General features: G+C 73.7%; 22 protein-coding genes. 13 read left to right on the forward strand and 9 right to left on the reverse strand.

Translation table 11 applies throughout. The features are described 5' to 3' along the window. Positions 1-208 precede the first annotated feature (208 nt). The 3 genes from E4N62_RS42910 to E4N62_RS42920 form a co-directional block, all read right to left on the reverse strand. Positions 209-493: a hypothetical protein gene (locus tag E4N62_RS42910; protein WP_230223566.1), complete on the reverse strand. Its 285-nt coding sequence runs from the start codon at positions 491-493 to the stop codon at positions 209-211. 207 nt (positions 494-700) lie between these two features. Then, entirely contained in the window at positions 701-1,264 is a 564-nt protein-coding gene (locus tag E4N62_RS42915; RefSeq protein ID WP_374117229.1) for a sulfite exporter TauE/SafE family protein, read from the reverse strand. A 114-nt stretch (positions 1,265-1,378) separates the two neighbouring features. After that, entirely contained in the window at positions 1,379-2,260 is an 882-nt protein-coding gene (locus tag E4N62_RS42920) for a universal stress protein (protein WP_230223567.1), read from the reverse strand. A gap of 206 nt (positions 2,261-2,466) precedes the next feature. Here E4N62_RS42920 and E4N62_RS42925 point away from each other — a divergent pair, with 206 nt between their 5' ends. Then, positions 2,467-3,141, forward strand: a complete 675-nt coding sequence (locus tag E4N62_RS42925) for a CBS domain-containing protein (RefSeq protein WP_230223568.1) — start codon at positions 2,467-2,469, stop codon at positions 3,139-3,141. A gap of 27 nt (positions 3,142-3,168) precedes the next feature. On the opposite strand, the gene E4N62_RS42930 is transcribed toward E4N62_RS42925, so the two are convergent. The 5 genes from E4N62_RS42930 to E4N62_RS42950 all read right to left on the reverse strand — a co-directional run bounded on the left by E4N62_RS42930 (position 3,169) and on the right by E4N62_RS42950 (position 7,039). Continuing rightward, entirely contained in the window at positions 3,169-4,080 is a 912-nt protein-coding gene (locus tag E4N62_RS42930; protein WP_230223569.1) for a DUF1918 domain-containing protein, read from the reverse strand. A gap of 110 nt (positions 4,081-4,190) precedes the next feature. Next, a complete protein-coding gene (locus E4N62_RS42935; protein WP_230223570.1) occupies positions 4,191-4,649 on the reverse strand; it encodes an Hsp20/alpha crystallin family protein in 459 nt (152 codons plus the stop codon). Positions 4,650-4,724: 75 nt separating this feature from the next. Beyond that, positions 4,725-5,018 (reverse strand): DUF1876 domain-containing protein, encoded by a 294-nt coding sequence (locus E4N62_RS42940; RefSeq protein ID WP_230223572.1) that lies wholly within the window; start codon positions 5,016-5,018, stop codon positions 4,725-4,727. 11 nt (positions 5,019-5,029) lie between these two features. Then, positions 5,030-6,385 (reverse strand): nicotinate phosphoribosyltransferase, encoded by a 1,356-nt coding sequence (locus E4N62_RS42945; protein ID WP_230223574.1) that lies wholly within the window; start codon positions 6,383-6,385, stop codon positions 5,030-5,032. A 48-nt stretch (positions 6,386-6,433) separates the two neighbouring features. Beyond that, positions 6,434-7,039 (reverse strand): hypothetical protein, encoded by a 606-nt coding sequence (locus E4N62_RS42950; RefSeq protein ID WP_230223576.1) that lies wholly within the window; start codon positions 7,037-7,039, stop codon positions 6,434-6,436. A 334-nt stretch (positions 7,040-7,373) separates the two neighbouring features. Between E4N62_RS42950 and E4N62_RS42955 the strand changes: the two genes are divergently transcribed. The 3 genes from E4N62_RS42955 (at position 7,374) to E4N62_RS42965 (ending at position 10,351) form a co-directional block, all read left to right on the forward strand. Then, the gene (locus E4N62_RS42955; RefSeq protein ID WP_230223577.1) at positions 7,374-8,243 is read left to right on the forward strand and encodes a universal stress protein; all 870 of its coding nucleotides are present in this window, start codon (positions 7,374-7,376) and stop codon (positions 8,241-8,243) included. Continuing rightward, positions 8,236-9,762 (forward strand): bifunctional aminoglycoside phosphotransferase/ATP-binding protein, encoded by a 1,527-nt coding sequence (locus tag E4N62_RS42960; protein WP_230223579.1) that lies wholly within the window; start codon positions 8,236-8,238, stop codon positions 9,760-9,762. Before E4N62_RS42955 ends, E4N62_RS42960 begins: the two co-directional genes overlap by 8 nt. A 430-nt stretch (positions 9,763-10,192) precedes the next feature. Then, positions 10,193-10,351, forward strand: a complete 159-nt coding sequence (locus E4N62_RS42965) for an acyl carrier protein (RefSeq protein ID WP_230223581.1) — start codon at positions 10,193-10,195, stop codon at positions 10,349-10,351. Positions 10,352-10,375: 24 nt separating this feature from the next. Here E4N62_RS42965 and E4N62_RS42970 read toward each other — a convergent pair whose 3' ends face one another. Next, positions 10,376-11,221, reverse strand: a complete 846-nt coding sequence (locus tag E4N62_RS42970) for a CBS domain-containing protein (RefSeq protein WP_230223583.1) — start codon at positions 11,219-11,221, stop codon at positions 10,376-10,378. 176 nt (positions 11,222-11,397) lie between these two features. Between E4N62_RS42970 and E4N62_RS42975 the strand changes: the two genes are divergently transcribed. The 9 genes from E4N62_RS42975 to E4N62_RS43015 are packed head-to-tail and all read left to right on the forward strand — an operon-like array spanning position 11,398 to position 19,311. Further along, positions 11,398-11,865 carry a hypothetical protein gene (locus E4N62_RS42975; protein WP_230223585.1) on the forward strand — a complete coding sequence of 156 codons (468 nt, stop codon included), beginning with the start codon at positions 11,398-11,400 and terminating at the stop codon, positions 11,863-11,865. Further along, positions 11,865-12,824: a V-type ATPase subunit gene (locus tag E4N62_RS42980; RefSeq protein WP_230223587.1), complete on the forward strand. Its 960-nt coding sequence runs from the start codon at positions 11,865-11,867 to the stop codon at positions 12,822-12,824. Before E4N62_RS42975 ends, E4N62_RS42980 begins: the two co-directional genes overlap by 1 nt. After that, positions 12,811-14,283, forward strand: coding sequence for a V-type ATPase 116kDa subunit family protein (locus E4N62_RS42985; protein WP_230223588.1), 1,473 nt, complete (start codon positions 12,811-12,813; stop codon positions 14,281-14,283). The genes E4N62_RS42980 and E4N62_RS42985 overlap by 14 nt, the downstream gene beginning before the upstream one ends. Beyond that, a complete protein-coding gene (locus E4N62_RS42990) occupies positions 14,280-14,696 on the forward strand; it encodes an ATP synthase subunit C (RefSeq protein WP_230223589.1) in 417 nt (138 codons plus the stop codon). The genes E4N62_RS42985 and E4N62_RS42990 overlap by 4 nt, the downstream gene beginning before the upstream one ends. Positions 14,697-14,698: 2 nt before the next feature. Further along, positions 14,699-14,926 (forward strand): hypothetical protein, encoded by a 228-nt coding sequence (locus E4N62_RS42995; protein ID WP_230223590.1) that lies wholly within the window; start codon positions 14,699-14,701, stop codon positions 14,924-14,926. Then, on the forward strand, positions 14,923-15,450 hold the full coding sequence (locus E4N62_RS43000) for a hypothetical protein (protein ID WP_230223591.1): 528 nt from the start codon (positions 14,923-14,925) through the stop codon (positions 15,448-15,450). The genes E4N62_RS42995 and E4N62_RS43000 overlap by 4 nt, the downstream gene beginning before the upstream one ends. After that, positions 15,447-17,195, forward strand: a complete 1,749-nt coding sequence (locus tag E4N62_RS43005) for a V-type ATP synthase subunit A (RefSeq protein WP_230223592.1) — start codon at positions 15,447-15,449, stop codon at positions 17,193-17,195. The genes E4N62_RS43000 and E4N62_RS43005 overlap by 4 nt, the downstream gene beginning before the upstream one ends. Further along, positions 17,192-18,658, forward strand: coding sequence for a V-type ATP synthase subunit B (locus E4N62_RS43010; RefSeq protein WP_268270454.1), 1,467 nt, complete (start codon positions 17,192-17,194; stop codon positions 18,656-18,658). Before E4N62_RS43005 ends, E4N62_RS43010 begins: the two co-directional genes overlap by 4 nt. After that, the gene (locus E4N62_RS43015; RefSeq protein ID WP_230223593.1) at positions 18,658-19,311 is read left to right on the forward strand and encodes a V-type ATP synthase subunit D; all 654 of its coding nucleotides are present in this window, start codon (positions 18,658-18,660) and stop codon (positions 19,309-19,311) included. The genes E4N62_RS43010 and E4N62_RS43015 overlap by 1 nt, the downstream gene beginning before the upstream one ends. Positions 19,312-19,328: the final 17 nt, after the last annotated feature.

A 19,328-nucleotide genomic window follows, 5' to 3' on the forward strand; every position in this document is an offset into this window, starting at 1 on the left:
ACTCCTGCCCGCCCTCGGTGTCCGGCACCTCAGCGCGTCACCCAGGGGCATATCGAGTCGTGGTCATCGGGTGGTCCTGGCGTTCGACGGTGTTCCGCTCGGCCTGGACGAGCGGAGGGTACGTCTCGGCGACGGCATCCGGCTGGACTACGCCGGTCGGCAGGGGACCTGCTCGGCCGGCGGTCGGCCCCGTCGCCGTGGCGCCCGATCAGGGGGCGGGCGGTCGTGTGTCAGGAGCGGGCTCGGTGCCCCGCTCGGCGAGGTCGGCGTGCTGGAGGAGCAGCCGGGCCAACTCGCGTGCCTCGTCGGCGGTCAGGGCCGCCCATACGCCCGGTTCGCCGCCCCGGTCCCGACCCACGTCCAGCGTGACTCGGCCGATGGGCCGGTCCGCGGGGGCGAGCCGCAGACACCGCACGGACATCCGCCGTCCGCAGGTGGTCACGAGGGAACCGCCCCCGCTCTGGAGCGGCCGTTCGTGTTCGGTGATCGCCATTGTCGTCACGCTCCTCTGTCGCGTCGTCCGAGGGATCCGGAGAGAACCGGCCACGGCGTGGGCACCGCCACGGATATGCAGTTGCAGCGTCGGACGAGACGGTTCTGTTCCGGGCGCCGGCACGGCGGTGGGGTCCCGTCGTCCTGCGACGCTCCGCGCGTCGAGTGGGGGATCCGTGACACGGCGACGGCCGGGTGTGGCACGCCGCTACGCGTCGCCCAGTGACGCCGTCGAACCTACGCGGTCGACGGAGGGCTCGCGCGGGGGCCGCGGAACCGCTCGCTCACCCTCGGCCGGGGACCGCCCGTCGGCGCCGTGGACCGGTCGGGGTACGGTGCCGCGCAACAGGTGCCGCACTCCGAGCGCGACGGCCGCCGCTGCCACGGCCGACCAGGTCCAGGGGCTGGTGAGCAGCGTCTGGCGCAGGCCGGGGGGGATCTGCAGGCCGAGGACGAGGGCGCCCATGACGGCGACGAACCAGCCGAAGGACTTGCGCAGCGTCTCCTGCGGGATGCGTCCGGCGAGCCGTCCGCCGAGGAGACCGCCGACGACGGCGACCGAGGTGACCAGCGCCGCGAATCCCCAGTCGATGTGCACGACGGCGAGGTACCCGGCGAGGCCCGCGAAGGACTTCACGGTGATGACGAGCAGTGAGGTGCCGACGGCGACACCCATCGGCAGCCCGCCGAGCAGGGCGAGGGCGGGGACGACGAGAAATCCGCCGCCGGCGCCGACCAGTCCGGTGACCAGGCCTACGGCGATGCCGTCCACGATGACGTGGCGGGCGGCGAAGTCACGGTGCTCCGGCGTCCGGCAGCGCCATCAGCTTGTGCTGGGGCCACGGCCCCTTGCCGGCTCACGATGACCGGGGCCCGCCCGCGCCCCTCAAACCCGCTGCGGGACCACGGCCACCGGACACGCGCAGTGATGCAGCAGGGTGTGGGCCACCCGGCCGAGCTGGAGACCGAAATGCCCCTGACGGCGCACGGCTCCGACGACCACGAGGCCGGCGTCCACCGAGGCGTCCAGGAGGACGCGGTGTGCGGGACCCTCGACCGGGTGGCGTCGGATCTCGACGCCGGGGTGTTCCCGTACGGCTTCGCGCAGCGCCTCGTCGAGGTCGGCCGAGGCCCTCTCCCGGTACCCCTGATCGGTGCGGTCCGCGGGCAGAGGACTGTCCATACGCTCATGGGCCGGACTGCGCCACGCCCGTACGGCGGTCAGGGCACAGCCGCGCAACTCGGCCTCACGGACGGCGAACCGTACGGCGCCCATGTGTTCGGGGTCGTCGCCGACGCCCACCACGACCGTCCCGGGGGACTCCCCGGGACGGGGCTCCGCGCCACGGACCACGACGACCGGGCACACGGCGCGTGCCGCCACCGCCAGACTCACCGAGCCGAGCAGCAGCCCGGAGAACTCACCTCGTCCGCGCTCTCCCACGACCAGGGCGGACGCCTCGGTGGCCGCCCGCAGCAGGGCCGGTACGGCGTCGTCGGGCACCGCCTCGCCCGACACCTTCACCCCGGGGGCGCGGAGCCTCGCACGCTCCGCGCAGGAAGCGACGATGTGCTCCGCGAACACGTCCCCGGCGGGACGACCGGTGGAGAAGGACGGCACGGCCCGTTCGTAACGTTCCCAGCGGGAGGCGTGCACCAGGCGCAGGGGCAGTCCGTGCCGGGCGGCCGCGTCCGCCGCCCAGTCGACCGCCAGCAGGCTGGACTCAGATCCGTCTACGCCCGCGACCAGCGGGAGTTCCCTCACCATCTCCGCCTTCCCGTTCGTCTGCTGTCGAGACCCCTCGGAAACACCGTCGCACCACCCGAGGACCGTCGCGACACGGACCGGTCGGCGAGCGGTCCGGGTTGCGCGGGCCCACGGCCTGTTGATGCTGGAGACGTGCGGTCGACATCCGTCCCGGGTCACCTGACCACAAGTGATCTCGTTCCTCCGCTCCCAAGGGAACCGTGGCCATGCCCGACACCCCCCACATCGTCAGTGACGTGATGACCCTCCCGGCGGTGGCCGTCCGGCGCGACACACCCTTCAAGGACGTCGTGCGGGCCATGACGGACCGGCAGGTCAGTGCCGTGCCGGTGGTGGAGGGGGACGGCCGGGTCGTCGGTGTGGTCTCCGAGGCCGACCTGCTGCCCAAGGAGGAGTTCCGGGACCGCGACCTCACCCGAGCCGAGCAGCTCCGGCGGATGTCCGACCTCGCCAAGGCGGGGGCGGTGACCGCGGAAGAGGTCATGAGCGCGCCCGCGATCGTGGTGGCGCCGGACGTCACGCTGGGGCAGGCGGCCCGGATCATGGCCGTCAACGGGGTCAAGCGCCTGCCGGTGATCGACGACGAGGGACGGCTGCTCGGCGTCGTCAGCCGTGGTGACCTGTTGAAGGTCTTCCTGCGGTCGGACGAGGACATCGAGGAGGAAGTGCGCCGCACGGTGGTGGCCTACCTCTTCCCCGCACTCAGCCACACGATCCATGTGTCCGTGTACGACGGGGTCGTCACCCTGCGCGGTGGTGTCCGGGATCCCGCGCTGGGCTGGGTCGCCGAGCGGCTGGTCCGCGCCGTGGAGGGCGTGGTGGACGTGCACGCCCGGCTCGGCGACGTGAACGCCGCCCCCGGCCCGGCGGACGAGGGCTGACCGGCGGCCGCAGACCGGGGCGCCACCTCACTCCTCCGACGGCGTGATCCGTCGACCGGTCAGGCTCTCGGCCCGGATGGACACCCACATGTCGCGAGCGCCGCCCGACCAGGGCGTCGTGTGCGCCCGCTCGGTGAGGCGGCGTACGGCGCCGGCTTCCGTGACGACGCTCGCGGGGCCGACGGCGAGCACGCTCCAGCCCTGGCTCAGCGGCTCGTCCACGTGATCGACCTCGAAGGCGACCTCCGTTCCGACGGCCGCCGCGAGCAGCGACTCGGGGGCGGTCCGGAAGGCGATGGTGTCGCCGACGACCTCGTAGTTGACCGGGACGACCGCCGGGCGGCCGTCGGGGGCCGTCACCGCGACGCGTCCCACGCCGTGCGTGGACAGCAGCCTGCGGCATTCGTCCACGTCGAGGTCGCTCAGCCGCGGATGCGGCAGTGCCTGCCCCAGGCCGGGCGGCAGATCGACGCCCCCTCCGCGCAGAGCGGTGGCGGTGGTACCCAGCGCGTCGGCCAGGCTGATGAGGGCCGCCCTGGTCGGGTCGGCGGGATACTCCTCCAGATACGCCAGGTAGCCGGGCGACATCCGTGCGCGTCGGGCCGTCTCCTCGCGGCTGAGTCCCCGCCGCTGTCGTTCCGTGCGCACGCGTCGGCCGATGTCACCGGGACCGACGGCGTCCGACGACGGTGCCCCTTCGGCGTCGGCGGGTCCGTCGTGCGCCGCGCGGGGGGCCGTCGAGGACGATGCGGACTCGAGATGGTTGACGTGGGCGTCGGGGCCGGGGAACACGAGCGTCACCTCGTTCGTGTCCGACCAGCGCACGTCGTAGGGCGGTGTTCCGTCCTCGTGGTGGAGTCCGACGATCTCCCCGTCCCGCCGGGGAGCGCCGGACGTCGTGCTTTCGATGACGAGCTGGTCGCCGAGATGAGCTTGCATGTCGCCCCACTTCTCAGAGTCGTCCTGTGCCGTGGCACGAACCGGGGCTCGTGGCGGCGAGGTCGGGCCGACGGAGGCCACCCTCGGCCCTCTGGCCCGCATGACGGGGCTCAGCCGGTGATCTCGACCCGCCGGGCCTTGCCCTTCTCGGTCTTGGGGACCCGCACCGTGAGCACGCCGTTGTTCAGCTCGGCGCTGATGTGCTCGGCGTCGGCGTTCGGTGGCAGGGTCGTGCGGTAGTCGAACTGGCCGATACGCCGGGTGTGCCTGCGGACCGCGCCCGTGCGCTCCTTCTGCCGGACCTCACCGTGGACATCGAGTTCACCCTCGGAGACCTCGACGGTGATCTGCTCCTTGTCCATGCCGGGCAGTTCCAGTTCGACCAGGTAGGCGTCCTCGGCGTCCTCGATGTCGGCCGCCGGCGCCCACGGTTCGGAACCGCCGGACGTGGGCCATCCGCCACCGACGAAGGCGGCGTGCATCAACTGGTCCACCCGTGCGCGCAGGTCGTCCAACTCGCGCAGAGCGCCCGGCGACGCGCTGGTGGAGTGTCGTGCGGGATGTGTCATGGCTGTTTCCTCCTCGGCTTCCGCGCTCCTTCGGGCTTCGTGCCCCGTCGTGGCATCACAGGGGCCGTCCGGCCTTCACAGGGACCACCCGACGGCCTGGGCCTGCGTGCTGCTGGGCCGCGCGGCTCCCACGCCCTCGATGTCACGCTCGGCGGCCCTGATCAGCTGCCGGGCGAGGTTGTTCATCGCCCGGCCCGCAGCCAGTTCGTCACCGATCTCCGGCACATCGGCGTCCGCGGGATGTCTGTGCGCCGAGCCGCGGCCGACGATCTGCGTGGCGCCGGTGTCCAGCACCAGACGGGCCTTGGTCGTTCCATCGTCGTCCTCGAACAGATGGAGGCGAACCTTCCATTCCGAGACGTGCGTCATCGTCTTCCTCCTCATCCCGGCACGGGCCGATGCGCCCCGCCCATGGTCTCGACGCGGTGCCGGACCTGCGCGGTGAGCGCGGTCAGCCGCTCCGAGGGAGCGGCACGGGGTGCCACCGGTGCTCTGATCCGCCGGGCCGACGACGGCAGTTCCGCCATGCCGTCCGCGCATCTCGCCCGGCACTCGTCGAGCGTGGACGGCCTTCGCGTGCGCCGTCCGTTCCGCATCACCGTCTCCAGCAACGCCACGGCATCGTCCGGTGGCTCCTCGTCGGCGAGGCCGATCACATCGGCGCAGCCGCGGCGGCGGAACACCTGTTTGGCACCCGGGGCCGTCACCTTGGCCGACGACAGCTTCATCACCGGGCGGCCGTCGTACTCCACCATTTTGTACGCCGAGTCCAGATACGGCGCGTCCGCCGCCACCCCCACGCGGGTGCCGACGGCGTAGGTGTCGATCGGTGCTCCGGAGCGCACCAGGTCGTCGACGGCGTACTCGTCGAGACCGCCGCTGACGACGATCCGCACCCCCGGCAGGCCCGCGTGGTCGAGGACGGACCGGGCCCGCACCGCGAGGTCCCCGAGGTCGCCGCTGTCCAGCCGTACGGCGGAGCCGGGTCCGCGGGCCGCGAGGTCCAGGTCGCACAGGACGCGCGCCGCCGCACGGACGCCCTCCTCGGTGTCGTAGGTGTCCACCAGCAGGGTCACCGGGCCCGGGTGGGCGCGGGCGAACGCGCGGAAAGCGTCCTCCTCCGAGGCGAACGCCTCCACGTAGGAGTGGGCCATCGTCCCGACGGCGGGAATGCCGAGCGCCGTGGCCGCCGCCACATTGCTGGTCCCGGCGAATCCCGCCAGCGCTCCGAGCCGGGCGGCCTGGAACCCCGCCTGCGGACCGTGCGTGCGGCGCAGGGAGAAGTCCACCAGCGGTCGGCCGGCCGCCGCGAGCGCACACCGTGCGGCCTTCGAGGCGACGGCCGTCTGATGGGTGAGCTGATTCAGCAGGTACGTCTCCACCAGCTGTGCCTCGGGCAGGGGTGCCGTCACCTCCAGCAGGGGCTCACCGGCGAGCACGACCCGCCCCTCCGGCACCGCCCGTACCCGCCCGGTGAACTCCAGGCCGAGCAGGGGTTCCAGATCCCGGCGTGGCCGGTGCAGCGCGGCGGCGAAGGCGTCGACGTCCTCGGGGCCGACATGGAATCCGCTCAGGTGGTCCAGCGCCGATTCCAGTCCGGCCGTGACCAGGAAGCCGCGCTCCGGGGGCAGGGCACGGACGAAGAGACTGAACGTCGCCGGGGCGGTCATCCCCTCCCGCAGGTAGGACATGGCCATCGTCACCTCGTACAGGTCGGTGGTCGTCGCGTCCGACATTCCGGCTGCCTCCTCCCGCTCGCGCGGCCCGCGTCCGATCCGAGTGCGTCAGCCGCGGAAGCGGGCCGACCACAGCGGCTCCACCCGGTCCCACTCGGCGGCCCACCGCGCGTACCTCGCGCGGTCCAGCAGCAGACGCGTGCCCGACCAGACCGCGTAGCAGCCGAAGGCCACGCCGAACGCCGCCATGCCGCCGGCCAGCCAGCCGGAACTCTTCGCGTTGAGCGTGTTCATGGGCGGCGAGGTGAGGTTCCCGTCGCGGTCCAGCCACACACGCACGGACGCGCCCTTGTCGGTCCCCGCCTTCACCAGGGCGTTCCCGGTGCGTACGTCGCCGTCCTCGTCGGTCCAGCGGACCCGCGCCAGCTGCTTCGACGCGTCGTTGTCACCGTCGAGATCCTCCGTCAGCCGGGCGGTGATCTCGTGCCGTTCCGCGGTCTGGGCCCGTACGGTCTCCATCGACGACTCGTACACCGTCGTCCCCGCGCCGTAGGCGGCCACCGGCAGCCCCAGGAGGAGCACGACCAGCAGAAGGCGCCGGAGCCAGGTCTCGAACCGGTCGGACGGACGCCTCAGCGGGTTCGCGCCCCCGGGCCGGTGCTCGCCGCGCGGGGAGGACGGGTCCGGTGTGTACGGCGTTCCTGGTGCGCTCATGGGTCGGCCTCCAGCGGCTCGCTGGTCGCTCCCCCCGGGTGCTGGTCCCACCTTCGGACGTGGGCGGGCTCCGGCAATAGGGCCGAATGTCCCTGCCGTGGAGCATTTGGGCCCGGAGGAGCCCGACCGTGCGGCCCGACCGCAGGGAATCCGAGCCCTTGCTCACTTCCCGCCCTCGGTCCACATGCGAGGTCGGGGGGATTGAGGTACTCCTCGAAGGAGGGAAACGCAGCACCGCCCGGCCGGTCGACGAGATCCGGGTGCAGGAGCCGGCGGACTCCTTCGCCGTCGGCCGCCGACGTATCCAGCTTCGCAAGAGACGGAGACCGCCGCCATGGAACCAGTCGTCACCGTGGGCCTGGACGGTTCACCCGCGAGCCTGGCCGCCGCCCGTTGGGCCGCCGACGAGGCCGAGAATCGCAAGCTCACCCTTCGGCTGCTGCACGCGTGGCCGTTGCTGGCACCGGAACCGACCCACGTCCCCTCCGAAGTCGATCAGAACTACTGGGCGAAGCGCCTGGTCCACACCGCGCAGGCGGAGCTGAGCGGACGCCATCCGGGTCTGTCCGTCGTCGGCAGTCTCGTCGCCGACGACGCCCAGGAGGCTCTGATCCGCGCCGCCGCGGAGTCCGAGATGCTGGTGCTGGGGTCCCGGGGACTGGCATCCGCCGAGAGCTACTTCATGGGCGATGTCAGCATGCCGGTCGTGGCGCGGGCCGCTCGGCCGGTGGTCCTGGTCCGCGCGGAGCCGACCGAGGAGCGGCCACGCACCACCTCGGCCGACAAGGTCGTCGTGGCGATGGAACCACGCGGATCCTGCGACGAACTGCTCGACTTCGCGTTCCACAGCGCGGCGGCCCGGGGCGTTCCCCTGCTCGCCGTCCGCGGCCGCAGCGTGCCGTTCCACGCGCGGATGCCCTGGGGAGTGGACCACGGCGTCGGCGAGGAGCTGACCCGGGAGGCACAGGAGGAGCTGAGCAAGGCTCTGCGGCCCTGGCGCGAGAAGTACCCGCAGGTGGAGGTGGAGGACACCATCCGTCTCACGAGCCCCGCCAGGGCCGTCGTGCACGCCGCGGAGGGTGCCGCGCTGCTGGTCGTCGGACGACGTGTGCACCACCACGGTGCCACGCACCATCTGGATCACGTGGCGCACGCGGCCATCCATCACGGACGCTGCCCCGTCGCCGTCGTCCCTCATGAATGAGGCGGGCACCCCGGGGGAGCGCTCGCCGCGCGCGGAGGTGGCCGAGACGCACACCGCGATCGTGTTCTTCGCCGGTGATCGCGCGTACAAGGTCAAGAAGGCGGTCGATCTGGGATTTCTGGACTACACGGAACCGTCGGCCCGTCGGACGGCCTGCACACGCGAAGTGGCGCTCAACCGCCGTTTCGCGCCGGATGTCTACCTGGGCGTCGGCGAAGTCGTCAGCCCCGGCGCTGAGACGCCCGAACCCCTCGTGGTGATGCGCCGTATGCCGGCGGACCGCCGTCTGTCCGCACTGGTGCGAGCCGGTGCGGACGTCGACGAGGTCCTGCGTGCCGTGGCCCGGCGCCTCTCCGCCTGGCACGCGGCGGCGCCCCACGGCCGCGACGTCGACGAACAGGGCACCAGGGACGCGCTGGCGTCACGCTGGGAGGCGAGCTTCGAGCAGGTCCGCGCGACGACCGTGGACGCATCCGAACTCGACGGAGTGCACGAGGCCGAACGGCTGGTGCGCCGCTACCTCGCCGGCCGCCAGGCGTTGTTCGACTCCCGAATCGAGCAGCGGCGGGTGGTGGACGGCCACGGCGACCTGCTGGCCGAGGACATCTTCTGCCTCGACGACGGCCCCCGGGTCCTGGACTGCCTGGAGTTCGACGACCACCTGCGCTACGTCGACGGGCTCGACGACGCCGCCTTCCTCGCCATGGACCTGGAACAGCTCGGCGTGCCGGAGGCGGCGGCCCGCTTTCTCGCCCGGTACAGCGAATACTCCGGTGACCCCGCGCCGCCGTCCCTGTGGCACCACTACGTCGCCTATCGCGCGTTCGTGAGGGCCAAGGTGTCCCTCATCCAGGCGGGCCAGGGAGCCCCGGGGGCCCGGTCGGCGTCGCGACGACTGCTCTCGACCACGCTGCGTCACCTGCGTACCTCCGCCGTCGGCCTGACCCTCGTCGGAGGGCTGCCCGGCAGCGGGAAGTCCACCCTCTCCGGCGCGCTGGCCGACCGGCTGGGCGTCACCCTGCTCAGCAGTGACCGCCTCCGCAAGGAGCTGGCGGGTATCTCCCCGGACACGCCCGCGCCGGCCGCATACGGGGAAGGGCTGTACACCCAGGAGTGGACGACCAGGACCTACGCGGCCCTCCTCGACCGCGCTGCGGCCCTGTTGTCGCGCGGCGAACCCGTCGTCCTGGACGCCACCTGGTCCACCAGGGAGCTGCGCGCGCAGGCGCGGCGGGTGGCCGAGGACACCCACGCCGATCTCGTGGCCCTGCACTGTCGGGTACCGGGAGAGGTCTCCGCGGCTCGCTTGAACACGCGTTCCCCCGGGCCGTCCGACGCCGACTTCGGCGTCGCCACGGCGCTCGCGGCCCGGGAGCCGCCCTGGCCGGACGCCGTCACGGTCGACACCAGCGGCCCGCTGGAGTCCGCCGTCTCCCGTGGGCTCGCCGCCGTACGCCCCTGGGGAGCGGACCAGGCCCCGGTCTTCCGCCGTCCCTACGGGGAGCCGGACCAGGACTGACGTGACCGGGTGGGACGGCCCCCCGACCGGGCGTCCGGCTCCACGCTCCGCGGGCAGGACCCGCCGGCACGCCGGGCGGAGGCCGGTCGGCCCCGGCGCGGAGGGCCTTCCGGCCCTTCGACCCCGGTGGGCGCGGCGGTGCCATGGAAGTGAGCCGAGGGCCACAACGGGACACGGGGAAGCGGAGCAGAGCCGCGCACCGTGCGATTCGGGCCCGCAAGAAGTGGGCGGCCCCCGGCTCCCGTCATGCCCGGGCCCCGGCCGGACCGGGCCCGTCGACCCGCCCGCGGCCGACGTGCGGGCGGGGCGCGGGTCCGCGACGCTGGAGGGCGGGGGCAGTGCTGGGAGGAGCGCCGATGCACGGGGAAACCATCCACGAGACACTGCTGCGCCATGTCACCAGCGCTTCGTCCGAGGAGGCGACCTGACCATGGGCAGTGCCACCATGCTGGAGATGGACTCGCTGGACTTCCTGAGCTTTGTGGAGATCCTCGGCGAGCGGTCCGGCATCCGTATCGAGGACGAGGACACGACCCGGCTCACCACGCTGAACGGTGGGGCGGACTTCCTTCTTGCCCGAGCCGGGTGACCCCGTCCCGTGGACGGGAGCCGCTCACCTCGCGTCGATGTCGTCGATGACATCGACCACGTCGTCGACGTCACCGACCGTCGCCAGTAGTTCGGGGACGACTTCTCCGTCCAACCGCCCTCTCAGCGTCACCACACCGTTCTCCACTGTCACATCAACGGTGCGCGGGTCCAACAGGCTCTGCCCGACCCGGGTTTCGACCTCGCTCCGGATCTCGTCGTCGTCACGGATCAGGGCACGCAGCAGATCCTCCCTGCCGACCACACCGACCAGTCGGCCCCGGTGGTCGGTCACGGGAAGCCGCTTCAGCCGGGCGTGGGCGGCCGTCCAGGCTGCGTCCGCAACGCGTTGCTCCGGGTGGACGGTGACCGGCGGGAAAGTCATCAAAGTCGCCGCCGTGTCGCCGTGGCCCTTCTCGTACAGGCGGTGTCGCCACAGCCGTCCCGCGAGGCCGTGCCGCCGCGGCTCCGCCGCGACAGCCGCCTTGGCCAGCAGATCGGACTCCGAGACGACCCCGATCACGCGGTCGTCGGCGTCGACGACCGGCACGGCACTCACCCCCTCGCGAGCGAGTGTGTGAGCCACGTCCAGGAACGGCAGATCGCCGGGCACGGAGGTCGCCGGCACCCGCATGACATCCCGGACGCGCGGCACCGCGGGTACCCGGGGAACCGACACGGGAGCCTCGGCCTTCAGCTCGGTGTCCGTGGGACGGGCTTCCGGGGCGTCCCTCGTCGACGCGGCGTTGGCGACCGCGGCGAGATAGCGGTGCAGCGCGGCCTGCCGCGGTTCCTCCATGGGGGTCCAGGGGCGGCCCGGAGTGGTGCCGCGGGCCTCCTGGTCCGTGGAGCGTTGCTCGAAGTCGCTCACGGCTGCCTCCCGGGTGTGCCGTCGCCCTACGGGCTCAGTCTCGCACCGAGGGACCGGTGCGGCCTCCGGGCCGAACGGCCCCGATGCCGGGACCGGTGGCCCGCGCGGCGCGACATCGCGGCGGCTATCAAGGAGAGTGGGAAGCGCGGCTCTCGAGCCCGCCTGGAGGAGCGCTCATGACGGGTTTCCGGGACTTTCTCACTCGATTCCGGCCGGTGGCGACGCCCGGCCGGGCGTCGCCACCGGCCGGAATCCCGGCGGACCGGACCGCCGCGCTGCGCGCGGAACTCGCACCGCCCCTGGCCCTGCTGGAGGACGCGGAGACGGCGGCGCGGGACGTGCGCCGCCAGGCCGCCGTGGCAGCCGCCGCGCGACGGAGTGAGGCCGAGAACAAGGCCGCGGAGATCCTGGCCCAGGCGCGCCTGCAGGCCCACCGGACCCGGGAGCGGGCAGCCGAGGAGACAGCGCGCGCCTCCGAACGCGAAGCGGCGGAGATGCTCGCTGACGCGGACCGCAGGGCGACCGCGGTACGAGAGGCAGCGAGGACCAGGACGAGCGATCTCGCCGACCGGGCCGTCGCGCTGGTGCTGGAGGACATCGCGGTGGACCGGCCGCCGTCGCCGACACCGAAGGCCGAGTCCTGATGGGCGTCGGCTGGGTGGCCGGGACGACCAGGGCACGGGCGCTGCGCACCAGGTGCCTGGGACGCGAGGGCATCGGGGAGCTGGCCTCTTCCGGCACGCTCGACGAGGCCCTGCGTCACCTCGCGGCCACGGCGTACCGTCGTGACGTCACCGTGGGCGCCACGACGGCCGAGGCCCAGCGCGCGATCTCCTCGACGCTGCTGTGGCATCTGCGGGTGCTCGCCGGCTGGCAGCCCTCCGCCGGGGCCCGAGCGGTGCGGGCACTCGCCGCGGGTTTCGAGATCTCGAACGTCATGCATCACCTCAGTGGCATGGCCCCCGACGGCCACGGGCCCGGTCCGGGCGCGGAACCCTTCCACCCGCGCCCCACCGCGCGCGCTGGCGATCGCCTGGCCCGCCTCTCCCGCACCCGCACCGCGGCGGAGCTGCGCACCGCGCTCGCGTCCTCCTCCTGGGGTGATCCGGGAGGCGACTCCCCGGCCGCCATCGCCTCCGGCATGCGGATCTCCGCCGCCGTACGGCTCGCCGACGCCGTTCCCGACGCGGCGCGCTGGGCGGCCGCCCGGGTCGCTCTGCAGTTCGGCCGCGAGACACTGGTCCTCGGCCGTCGTCTGCCGGACGTCAGCCTCCGCCGCGCGGCGCGGCTGCTCGGCCCGCGAGCGGTCGCCTCAGGCGCCTACGCGGATTTCCGGCAGGCACTGCCGCCCACCGCGAGCTGGCTCTTCGACGACGTCGACGAGGCGGCGGATCTGTGGCGGGCGGAGGGCCGGTGGTGGCACGCGGTGGGCCAGGACGGCCGTGAGCTGCTGCGCCGGTCCGGTTTCGGACCTCGGCCCGTGGTGGGCGCCGTCGCCCTGTTGTCGGCCGACGCCTGGCGGACGCGCGGCGCGCTGGAACTGGCCGCGCGGGGAGGCGGGCCGAAGCACTGGACCGTGGAGGTGCCCGATGGGCCGGGCTGAGACGGCGATGCCGGTCCGGATGCGCAGGGTGGCCCTCGTGGCCCCCGAACAGACGCTGCGGGAGAGCCTCGTGCGGATCGCCGAAGCGGGCTGTGTCCAGATCGATCTGGCCGACGACGGCGGAACGGACACCCGTGGGCCCGCGGCGAGGCGGCTGCAGCGGTTGCGCGTCGAGTCGGCCGCACCCCCCGTTCTCAGTGAGGCTCCCCCCGACCTGGACGCGCTGGAGCGCGAGGGCAGGGCGGACCTGCTGGCGGGCGAGGCTCAGCTGGAGGAACGCCTCGGCAGCGCCGTCCGGCACGGTGGGGTCGCCGCTCTGGCCGGTTGGTGCCCCCAGACGGAGGTGGGCCCGACGGCGGCGCGCGTCGCGGTCGCCGGGGGCGCCCTGGTGCCCCTGCGACCTCCGCGGGGCATCGATCCACCGACCTTGCTGGCGGGGGCCGGCACCGCGCCCCCGGCGAGGCCCGTGCGGCGCTCCTTCACACCGTTGGTCAGCACGTACGGAACCGTGCCCTACACCGACCTCGACCCCACCCTGCCCGCGGGAATCGTGTACGTGGTGATGTTCGGCCTGATGTTCGGCGATGCCGGACACGGGTTGCTGCTGGTTCTCGGCGCGCTGCTGTTGCGCGCGGGCCGACCGCGCCGGGCGGCGGCGCTGCGCCCGCTGTGGCCGTTCGTCGCGGCGGCGGGTGCGGCAGCCACCCTGGCCGGGCTGGCGTACGGCGAGTTCTTCGGTCCGACCGGAGTGCTGCCGGTGCTCTGGCTGGAACCGCTGCAGGAGCCCATGCGGCTGCTGGGCGCCGCCGTCGGACTGGGGGCCGTGCTGCTGGCGGTGGCGTATGGCGCCGGGATCGTCAACCGGTGGCGGGAGGGTGGACCGGCGGCGGCCCTGTACTCGACGACCGGTGTCGCCGGGGCGGCGCTGTACCTCGGCCTCGCCGCCGTCGCCGCGGCCGTGTGGCTCGGTCAGACGGTGTTCGGGGCGGTCGGGGCCCTGATCGCCGTCGCCGGTCTGACGCTGGCGGGGGCCCTGTACGCCACGACGGCGGGCGGGCCGGGGGGTGCCGTGCAGACCGGCATCCAGCTCTTCGACACGCTGGTACGCATCGGTTCCAACGTCGTGTCCTTCGCACGTCTGGCGGCCTTCGGCCTGACCCACGCCGCGCTCGGTGCGATCGTCTGGGACGCCACGACGGCACTGGTGGGCCGGGGCGCGGTCGGCGCCGTCCTGGCGGTCGCGGTGTTCCTGGTGGGCAACGCCGTGACCTTCTCGCTGGAAGCGCTCGTGGCCGGGGTGCAGGCCCTGCGCCTGGAGTTCTACGAGCTGTTCTCCCGGCTCTTCGATGCGGAGGGACATCCGTTCCGGCCCTGGCAGCTGCCCGTCCAGCGTGCTCGGGAGGCGCCCTTGACCGTGGCGGGCGTCGAACACGGCTCTGTGAGAGAGGAGCGGTCGTGATCACCTGGTTCCTGGCCCTGCCCCTGATCGTGGCGGGATTCGTCGCCGTACGTCTCGTGGTGAGGCGCTCGGGCCGATCTGCTCTGTGGTGGATGGTGGCCGCCGACGCGGTGCTCCTGGTCGTCTCCACGGTCGTGCTGACACTGGCGCTCGGCGGGACGTCAGCGCAGGCCGCCACCACGGCGGCCACCGACTCGGGATCCGGTTCGGCGGCCCTGATCGGAGCGGCGATCGCGGTGGCCGGAGCGACGATCGGGGCCGGTGTCGCCGTCGCCTACACCGGCGCGGCGGCACTCGCCGCGCTCAGCGAACGCCCCGAACTCTTCGGCCGGGCCATGGTGATCGTCGGCCTGGCCGAGGGCATCGCCATCTACGGTCTGGTCGTGGCCGTCATCCTGATCGGGAAGGCGTGAGCGTGGGACGCGTCGTCGCACTCGGAGAGCGCGCCAGGGTCGCGGGTCTGGCCCTGGCCGGGGTCGTCGTCCTGGTCGCCGACGATTCCGGTGCCGTACACCGGGGCTGGCGGGAGCTGCCGGCCGACGTCGATCTCGTGATCCTCACCCCGGCCGCCGCCGGGACCCTCGGTCCGCGACCCGCGGAGCCCACGGGCCGGCGTCCGCTGATCGCCGTGATGCCGCCATGACGCCGACGACACCCGGGAGCACGGCGGACGCGCTCGACCCGGTCCGGGCGGAAATGCTGCGCGCCGCCCGCGCCGACGCGGAGGCACTGTCGGCCCGTGCCGCGAAGGAGGCCGCGGCCGTCCTCGACGAGGCGGGCGCCGGAGCCGCGGCGATCCTCGACGAAGCACGCCGACAGGGCGAGGCCGACGGAGCGACGGCGGCCCGGGATCTTCTTCTGCGGGCTCGGCGGGAGGCCAGGTCCCGCGTCCTCTCCGCCCGTCGAGAGGCGTACGACGATCTGAGCCGGGCCATCGCCGACCGGGTCGGCGAGCTGCGCCGGACGGACGACTACGCGGATCTGCGCGGGCGGCTGGAGCGGCTCGCCCGTGCCCTGCTCGGCCCGGACGCGGAGGTGACCGAGCATCCCGAAGGGGGTGTGGTGGCGCGGGCACCGGGACGACGGGTCGACCTGTCGCTGACCGCGCTGGCGGACCGTGCCCTCGACCGACTGGGAGGGGAGGTGCGGGTGCTGTGGGAGCCGTGACGCGGTCCCCCGTGACCGGCGGGCCGGCGGCCTGCCGGATCCTGCGCGTGACCGGGCCGCTGGTCGAGATGGAGTACCGGGGCGGCACCGCGATGTACGACCTGGTCTCCGTCGGCCCCGCCGGACTGCCCGGCGAGGTCGTGGCCATCAGCGGTGACGTGGCCACCGTTCAGGCCTACGAGTACACGGGCGGACTCGCTCCGGGACAGACGGCGGTACCGCGGGGCCACCCGCTCTCGGTGCGCCTGGGCCCCGAACTGCTCGGCGGGATCTTCGACGGCCTGCTGCGTCCCCTCGCCGGTGCCGGGGACTGGCTGGGGCCCGGCGCCCCCATGGCCTTCGCGTCCGAGCGCACCTGGTCCTTCGCCCCCCTGGTGGCGCGGGGGGACCGGGTGGCCGAGGGACAGGCGCTCGGAGAGATCCGTGACGCCGGACCGGTACGGGTGAAGGTCCTCGCCCCGCCGGGCTGCGCGGGCACGGTGACGGAGATCGCCGCCGCCGGTGAGCTGCCGGGGGATGCCGTGACCGCTGTCGTCGGCGGCACGCGGGTGACGATCGGCGCCTCCTGGCCGGTGCGCCGGCCACGCCCGGTGAGAGCGCGCGTCGACAGCCGCGAGGCGCTGAACACCGGTCAGCGGGCGATCGACCTGCTCTTCCCCGTCGCCCGGGGCAGCACGGTGGCGGTCCCGGGCGGGTTCGGCACGGGCGAGACCATGCTGCTCCAGCAGATCGCGAAATGGTGCGACGCCGATGTCATCGTCTACGTCGGCTGCGGCGAGCGCGGCAACGAGATGGCCGATGTCATCACCGAACTGGCGGAACTGAGGGACCCGCGGACGGGCGGCCGCCTGACCGACCGCACCGTGACGATCGCCAACACGTCCAACATGCCGATGATGGCCCGGGAGGCGAGCGTGTACACCGGGGTGACCGTCGCCGAGTACTTCCGTGACATGGGCCTGGACGTGGTCGTCATCGCCGACTCGACGTCCCGGTGGGCGGAGGCGCTGCGCGAGTTCACCTCCCGCACCGGCGCACTGCCGGCCGAGGAGGGCTACCCGGCGGGGCTGGCCTCGGCCATCGCCGCCTTCTACGAGCGGGCCGCCACCGTGACCACCCTCGGCGGGGACCGGGGCTCCGTGACGGTGATCGGCGCGGTGTCCCCGCCCGGTGGGGATCTGACCGAACCGGTCACGGCACACACCGAACGTTTCGTCCGCTGCCTGTGGACCCTCGACCGCGACCTCGCCTACGCCCGTCACTACCCGGCCGTGTCCTGGGCGGGCTCCTTCTCCCGGGACGTCCCGGTCCTGGCCGGCGGGCACCGGGCGGCCGGCGACACGGAGTGGGCGCGGCGCCGCGACCGGGTCGCGGCCGTGCTGGCCGAGGCCGACCGGCTGGCCGACCTGGTCGACCTGATCGGCATCGCCGCCCTTCCCGGGCGGGAGCGGATCGGCGTCCTGGCGGGCCGGCTCCTCAGGGAGGGCGTACTGCAGCAGAGCGCCCTGTCGGAGCGGGACGCCTACTGCGGGCCGGAGAAGACGGCCGCCCTGGCCGACGCCGCGCTGGCGGTCGCCGACCGCTGCCGCGACCTGGTCGACGCCGGCGTGCCCGCCGCCTCCGTCGAGGAGATCGACTTCGGCCCCCTGCTGCGCGCCCGCGAGGACACCGGGCCGCACGACGCCGCCGGGGTGACGGCGCGACGGGACACCATGCTCGCCGCGCTGGAGGAGGTGCGGCCATGAGCGCGCCCGGCGGCATCGAGTACACGGCCGTGCGCGAGCTGCGTGGCCCGCTCGTGATCGTCGAAAGCGTCTCGGGGGTCGGCTGGGACGAGTACGCGCACCTCACACTCGCCTCGGGCGAACGACGACACGGCGTGGTCCTGGACGCCGACCGGGACCTGGCGGTCGTCCAGGTGCTGGAGGGCACCTCGGGCATGGACCCGCGGGGCGTGCGCGCGGCGTTCTCCGGCGGCCCGCTGCGCGTCCCGGTCGGCACGGACTGGCTCGGCCGGGTCTGCAACGGCCGGGGCGAGCCGCTCGACGGCGGACCGCCTGTCCTCGGCTCCCGCACCGCCGAGGTCGGTGGCGCCCCCATCAACCCGGTGCGGCGCGAGCCGCCGTCGGAGCCCGTGCTCACCGGCGTCGGGGCCGTCGACGCCCTGACCACCCTCGTCCGCGGCCAGAAGCTCCCGGTGTTCTCGGTCGCCGGGCTGCCGCATCTGGAGCTGGCCGCCCAGATCGCCGCACAGGCGACCGTCTCCGGTGAGGCGTTCAGCGTCGTCTTCGCCGGCATGGGGCTCACCCACGCCGACGCCTCCTTCGTACGCGACGCGCTGGAGGAGCGGTCCGCGGCGGGAGAACTGGTCCTGCTGCTCAACACCGCCGACGACCCGGTGATCGAACGGATCCTCACCCCCCGGATCGCCCTCACGGTGGCCGAACACCTCGCCTTCACCGAGGGGCGGCACGTCCTGGTGGTGATGACCGACATGACGACCTACGCCGAGGCGCTGCGCGAGGTCTCCGCCGTCCGCGGGGAGATCCCCGCCCGTCGCGCCTACCCCGGCTACCTCTACAGCGACCTCGCCTCCCTGTACGAGCGCTGCGGACGCGTCCGCGGCCGTCCAGGATCGGTCACCGTGCTGCCCGTGCTCACGATGCCCGCGGGCGACATCACCCACCCCGTGCCCGACCTGACCGGCTACATCACCGAGGGACAGATCGTGCTCTCGCCCGCGGTGCACGCCCGTGGTGTGTATCCGCCGCTGGACGCGCTGTCCTCGCTGTCCCGACTGATGCGCAAAGGGGCCGGCCCCGGCCGCACCCGCGACGACCATCTCGATGTCGCCGCGCAACTGCTGGCCGCCCTGGCCCGCGCCCGACAGGTCCGTGACCTCGCCGACCTGGTCGGGCAGGCGGCCCTGACCCCCACCGACCGCCGCTACCTGGACTTCGAGGAGGCGTTCCTGCGGGACTTCGCCGACCAGGGGAGCGACGAGGCGCGCGGACTGGAAGAGGCCCTGGAACGTGGCTGGAGCGCCCTGCTCACCCTGCCGCGCGGCCAGCTCTCGATGCTCCCGGCCCGCCTCCTGGACGCCCATGGGGCGACAGGCGCCGGGAAGGACGCGCCGGAGGCGGGCCGGGTCCCGGAAGGCACCGTCACATCCGCGACCGGCACCACCCCGGACCCGGAGGCGCCCTGATGACCGGGCTCCGCCGTACGCCTCCCGGTCGGGCCGGGCGGCTGAGACTGCGGCACAGCCTCGACGTCGCCGAGCGCGGTGCCCAGCTGCTGGAGCAGAAGCTCCGCGTCCTGCGTGCCGAGCACGCTCGGCTGCTGACCGCTGCGGAGACCGCCGGACACGCCTGGGGCGAACTGCTGTCCGAAGCGGAGCGCTGGGTCCTTCGTGGCCTGCTGCTCGGCGGGGAGCAGGCCCTCGACCGGGCCGCCGCCGGTATCGGGGCCGCCGAGGCCGAGGTGAGCTGGACCACCGCCATGGGGGTGCGCCATCCGGCGGCCGCTTCCGTGTCCGTACCCTCCCGTCCGCCCACCGCCGAGGCTCCCGCGAACACGGCGCTCGTCCATGCGGAGGCGGCGTACGCCCGTGCCCTACGGGCCGCGGGCGAGTACGCCGCGGCCCGTACCGCGGCCGAACTCGTGGGCGAGGAGGTGGTGAGGACGCGCCATCGGGTCCGTGCCCTGCGCCGGCACTGGATTCCGCGGCTGAGGGAGACGCTCGCCCGCGCCGACCTGGCCCTGGAACAGGCGGAGCACGAGGACGGGGTCCGGCGACGCTGGGCCGCCACCGGCCGTTCCCCCAGCGGGGCGCATGAGCACGGACGGGGTGAATCTTGAAGTGAGAGCACAGTCGT

This window comes from Streptomyces sp. MNU76, assembly GCF_020982545.1.
Taxonomy (GTDB): Bacteria; Actinomycetota; Actinomycetes; order Streptomycetales; family Streptomycetaceae; genus Streptomyces.

Excerpts from the sequence above, each read along its gene's own strand:
- E4N62_RS42925 (WP_230223568.1), top strand. The coding sequence starts at position 2,467 with ATGCCCGACACCCCCCACATCGTCAGTGACGTGATGACCCTCCCGGCG.
- E4N62_RS42975 (WP_230223585.1), top strand. The coding sequence starts at position 11,398 with ATGACGGGTTTCCGGGACTTTCTCACTCGATTCCGGCCGGTGGCGACG.
- E4N62_RS42930 (WP_230223569.1), bottom strand. The coding sequence starts at position 4,080 with ATGCAAGCTCATCTCGGCGACCAGCTCGTCATCGAAAGCACGACGTCC.
- E4N62_RS42955 (WP_230223577.1), top strand. The coding sequence starts at position 7,374 with ATGGAACCAGTCGTCACCGTGGGCCTGGACGGTTCACCCGCGAGCCTG.
- E4N62_RS42980 (WP_230223587.1), top strand. The coding sequence starts at position 11,865 with ATGGGCGTCGGCTGGGTGGCCGGGACGACCAGGGCACGGGCGCTGCGC.
- E4N62_RS42960 (WP_230223579.1), top strand. The coding sequence starts at position 8,236 with ATGAATGAGGCGGGCACCCCGGGGGAGCGCTCGCCGCGCGCGGAGGTG.
- E4N62_RS42945 (WP_230223574.1), bottom strand. The coding sequence starts at position 6,385 with ATGTCGGACGCGACGACCACCGACCTGTACGAGGTGACGATGGCCATG.
- E4N62_RS42935 (WP_230223570.1), bottom strand. The coding sequence starts at position 4,649 with ATGACACATCCCGCACGACACTCCACCAGCGCGTCGCCGGGCGCTCTG.
- E4N62_RS43000 (WP_230223591.1), top strand. The coding sequence starts at position 14,923 with ATGACGCCGACGACACCCGGGAGCACGGCGGACGCGCTCGACCCGGTC.
- E4N62_RS43010 (WP_268270454.1), top strand. The coding sequence starts at position 17,192 with ATGAGCGCGCCCGGCGGCATCGAGTACACGGCCGTGCGCGAGCTGCGT.
- E4N62_RS42940 (WP_230223572.1), bottom strand. The coding sequence starts at position 5,018 with ATGACGCACGTCTCGGAATGGAAGGTTCGCCTCCATCTGTTCGAGGAC.
- E4N62_RS42910 (WP_230223566.1), bottom strand. The coding sequence starts at position 493 with ATGGCGATCACCGAACACGAACGGCCGCTCCAGAGCGGGGGCGGTTCC.
- E4N62_RS42920 (WP_230223567.1), bottom strand. The coding sequence starts at position 2,260 with ATGGTGAGGGAACTCCCGCTGGTCGCGGGCGTAGACGGATCTGAGTCC.
- E4N62_RS42985 (WP_230223588.1), top strand. The coding sequence starts at position 12,811 with ATGGGCCGGGCTGAGACGGCGATGCCGGTCCGGATGCGCAGGGTGGCC.
- E4N62_RS42965 (WP_230223581.1), top strand. The coding sequence starts at position 10,193 with ATGGGCAGTGCCACCATGCTGGAGATGGACTCGCTGGACTTCCTGAGC.
- E4N62_RS43015 (WP_230223593.1), top strand. The coding sequence starts at position 18,658 with ATGACCGGGCTCCGCCGTACGCCTCCCGGTCGGGCCGGGCGGCTGAGA.
- E4N62_RS42950 (WP_230223576.1), bottom strand. The coding sequence starts at position 7,039 with ATGAGCGCACCAGGAACGCCGTACACACCGGACCCGTCCTCCCCGCGC.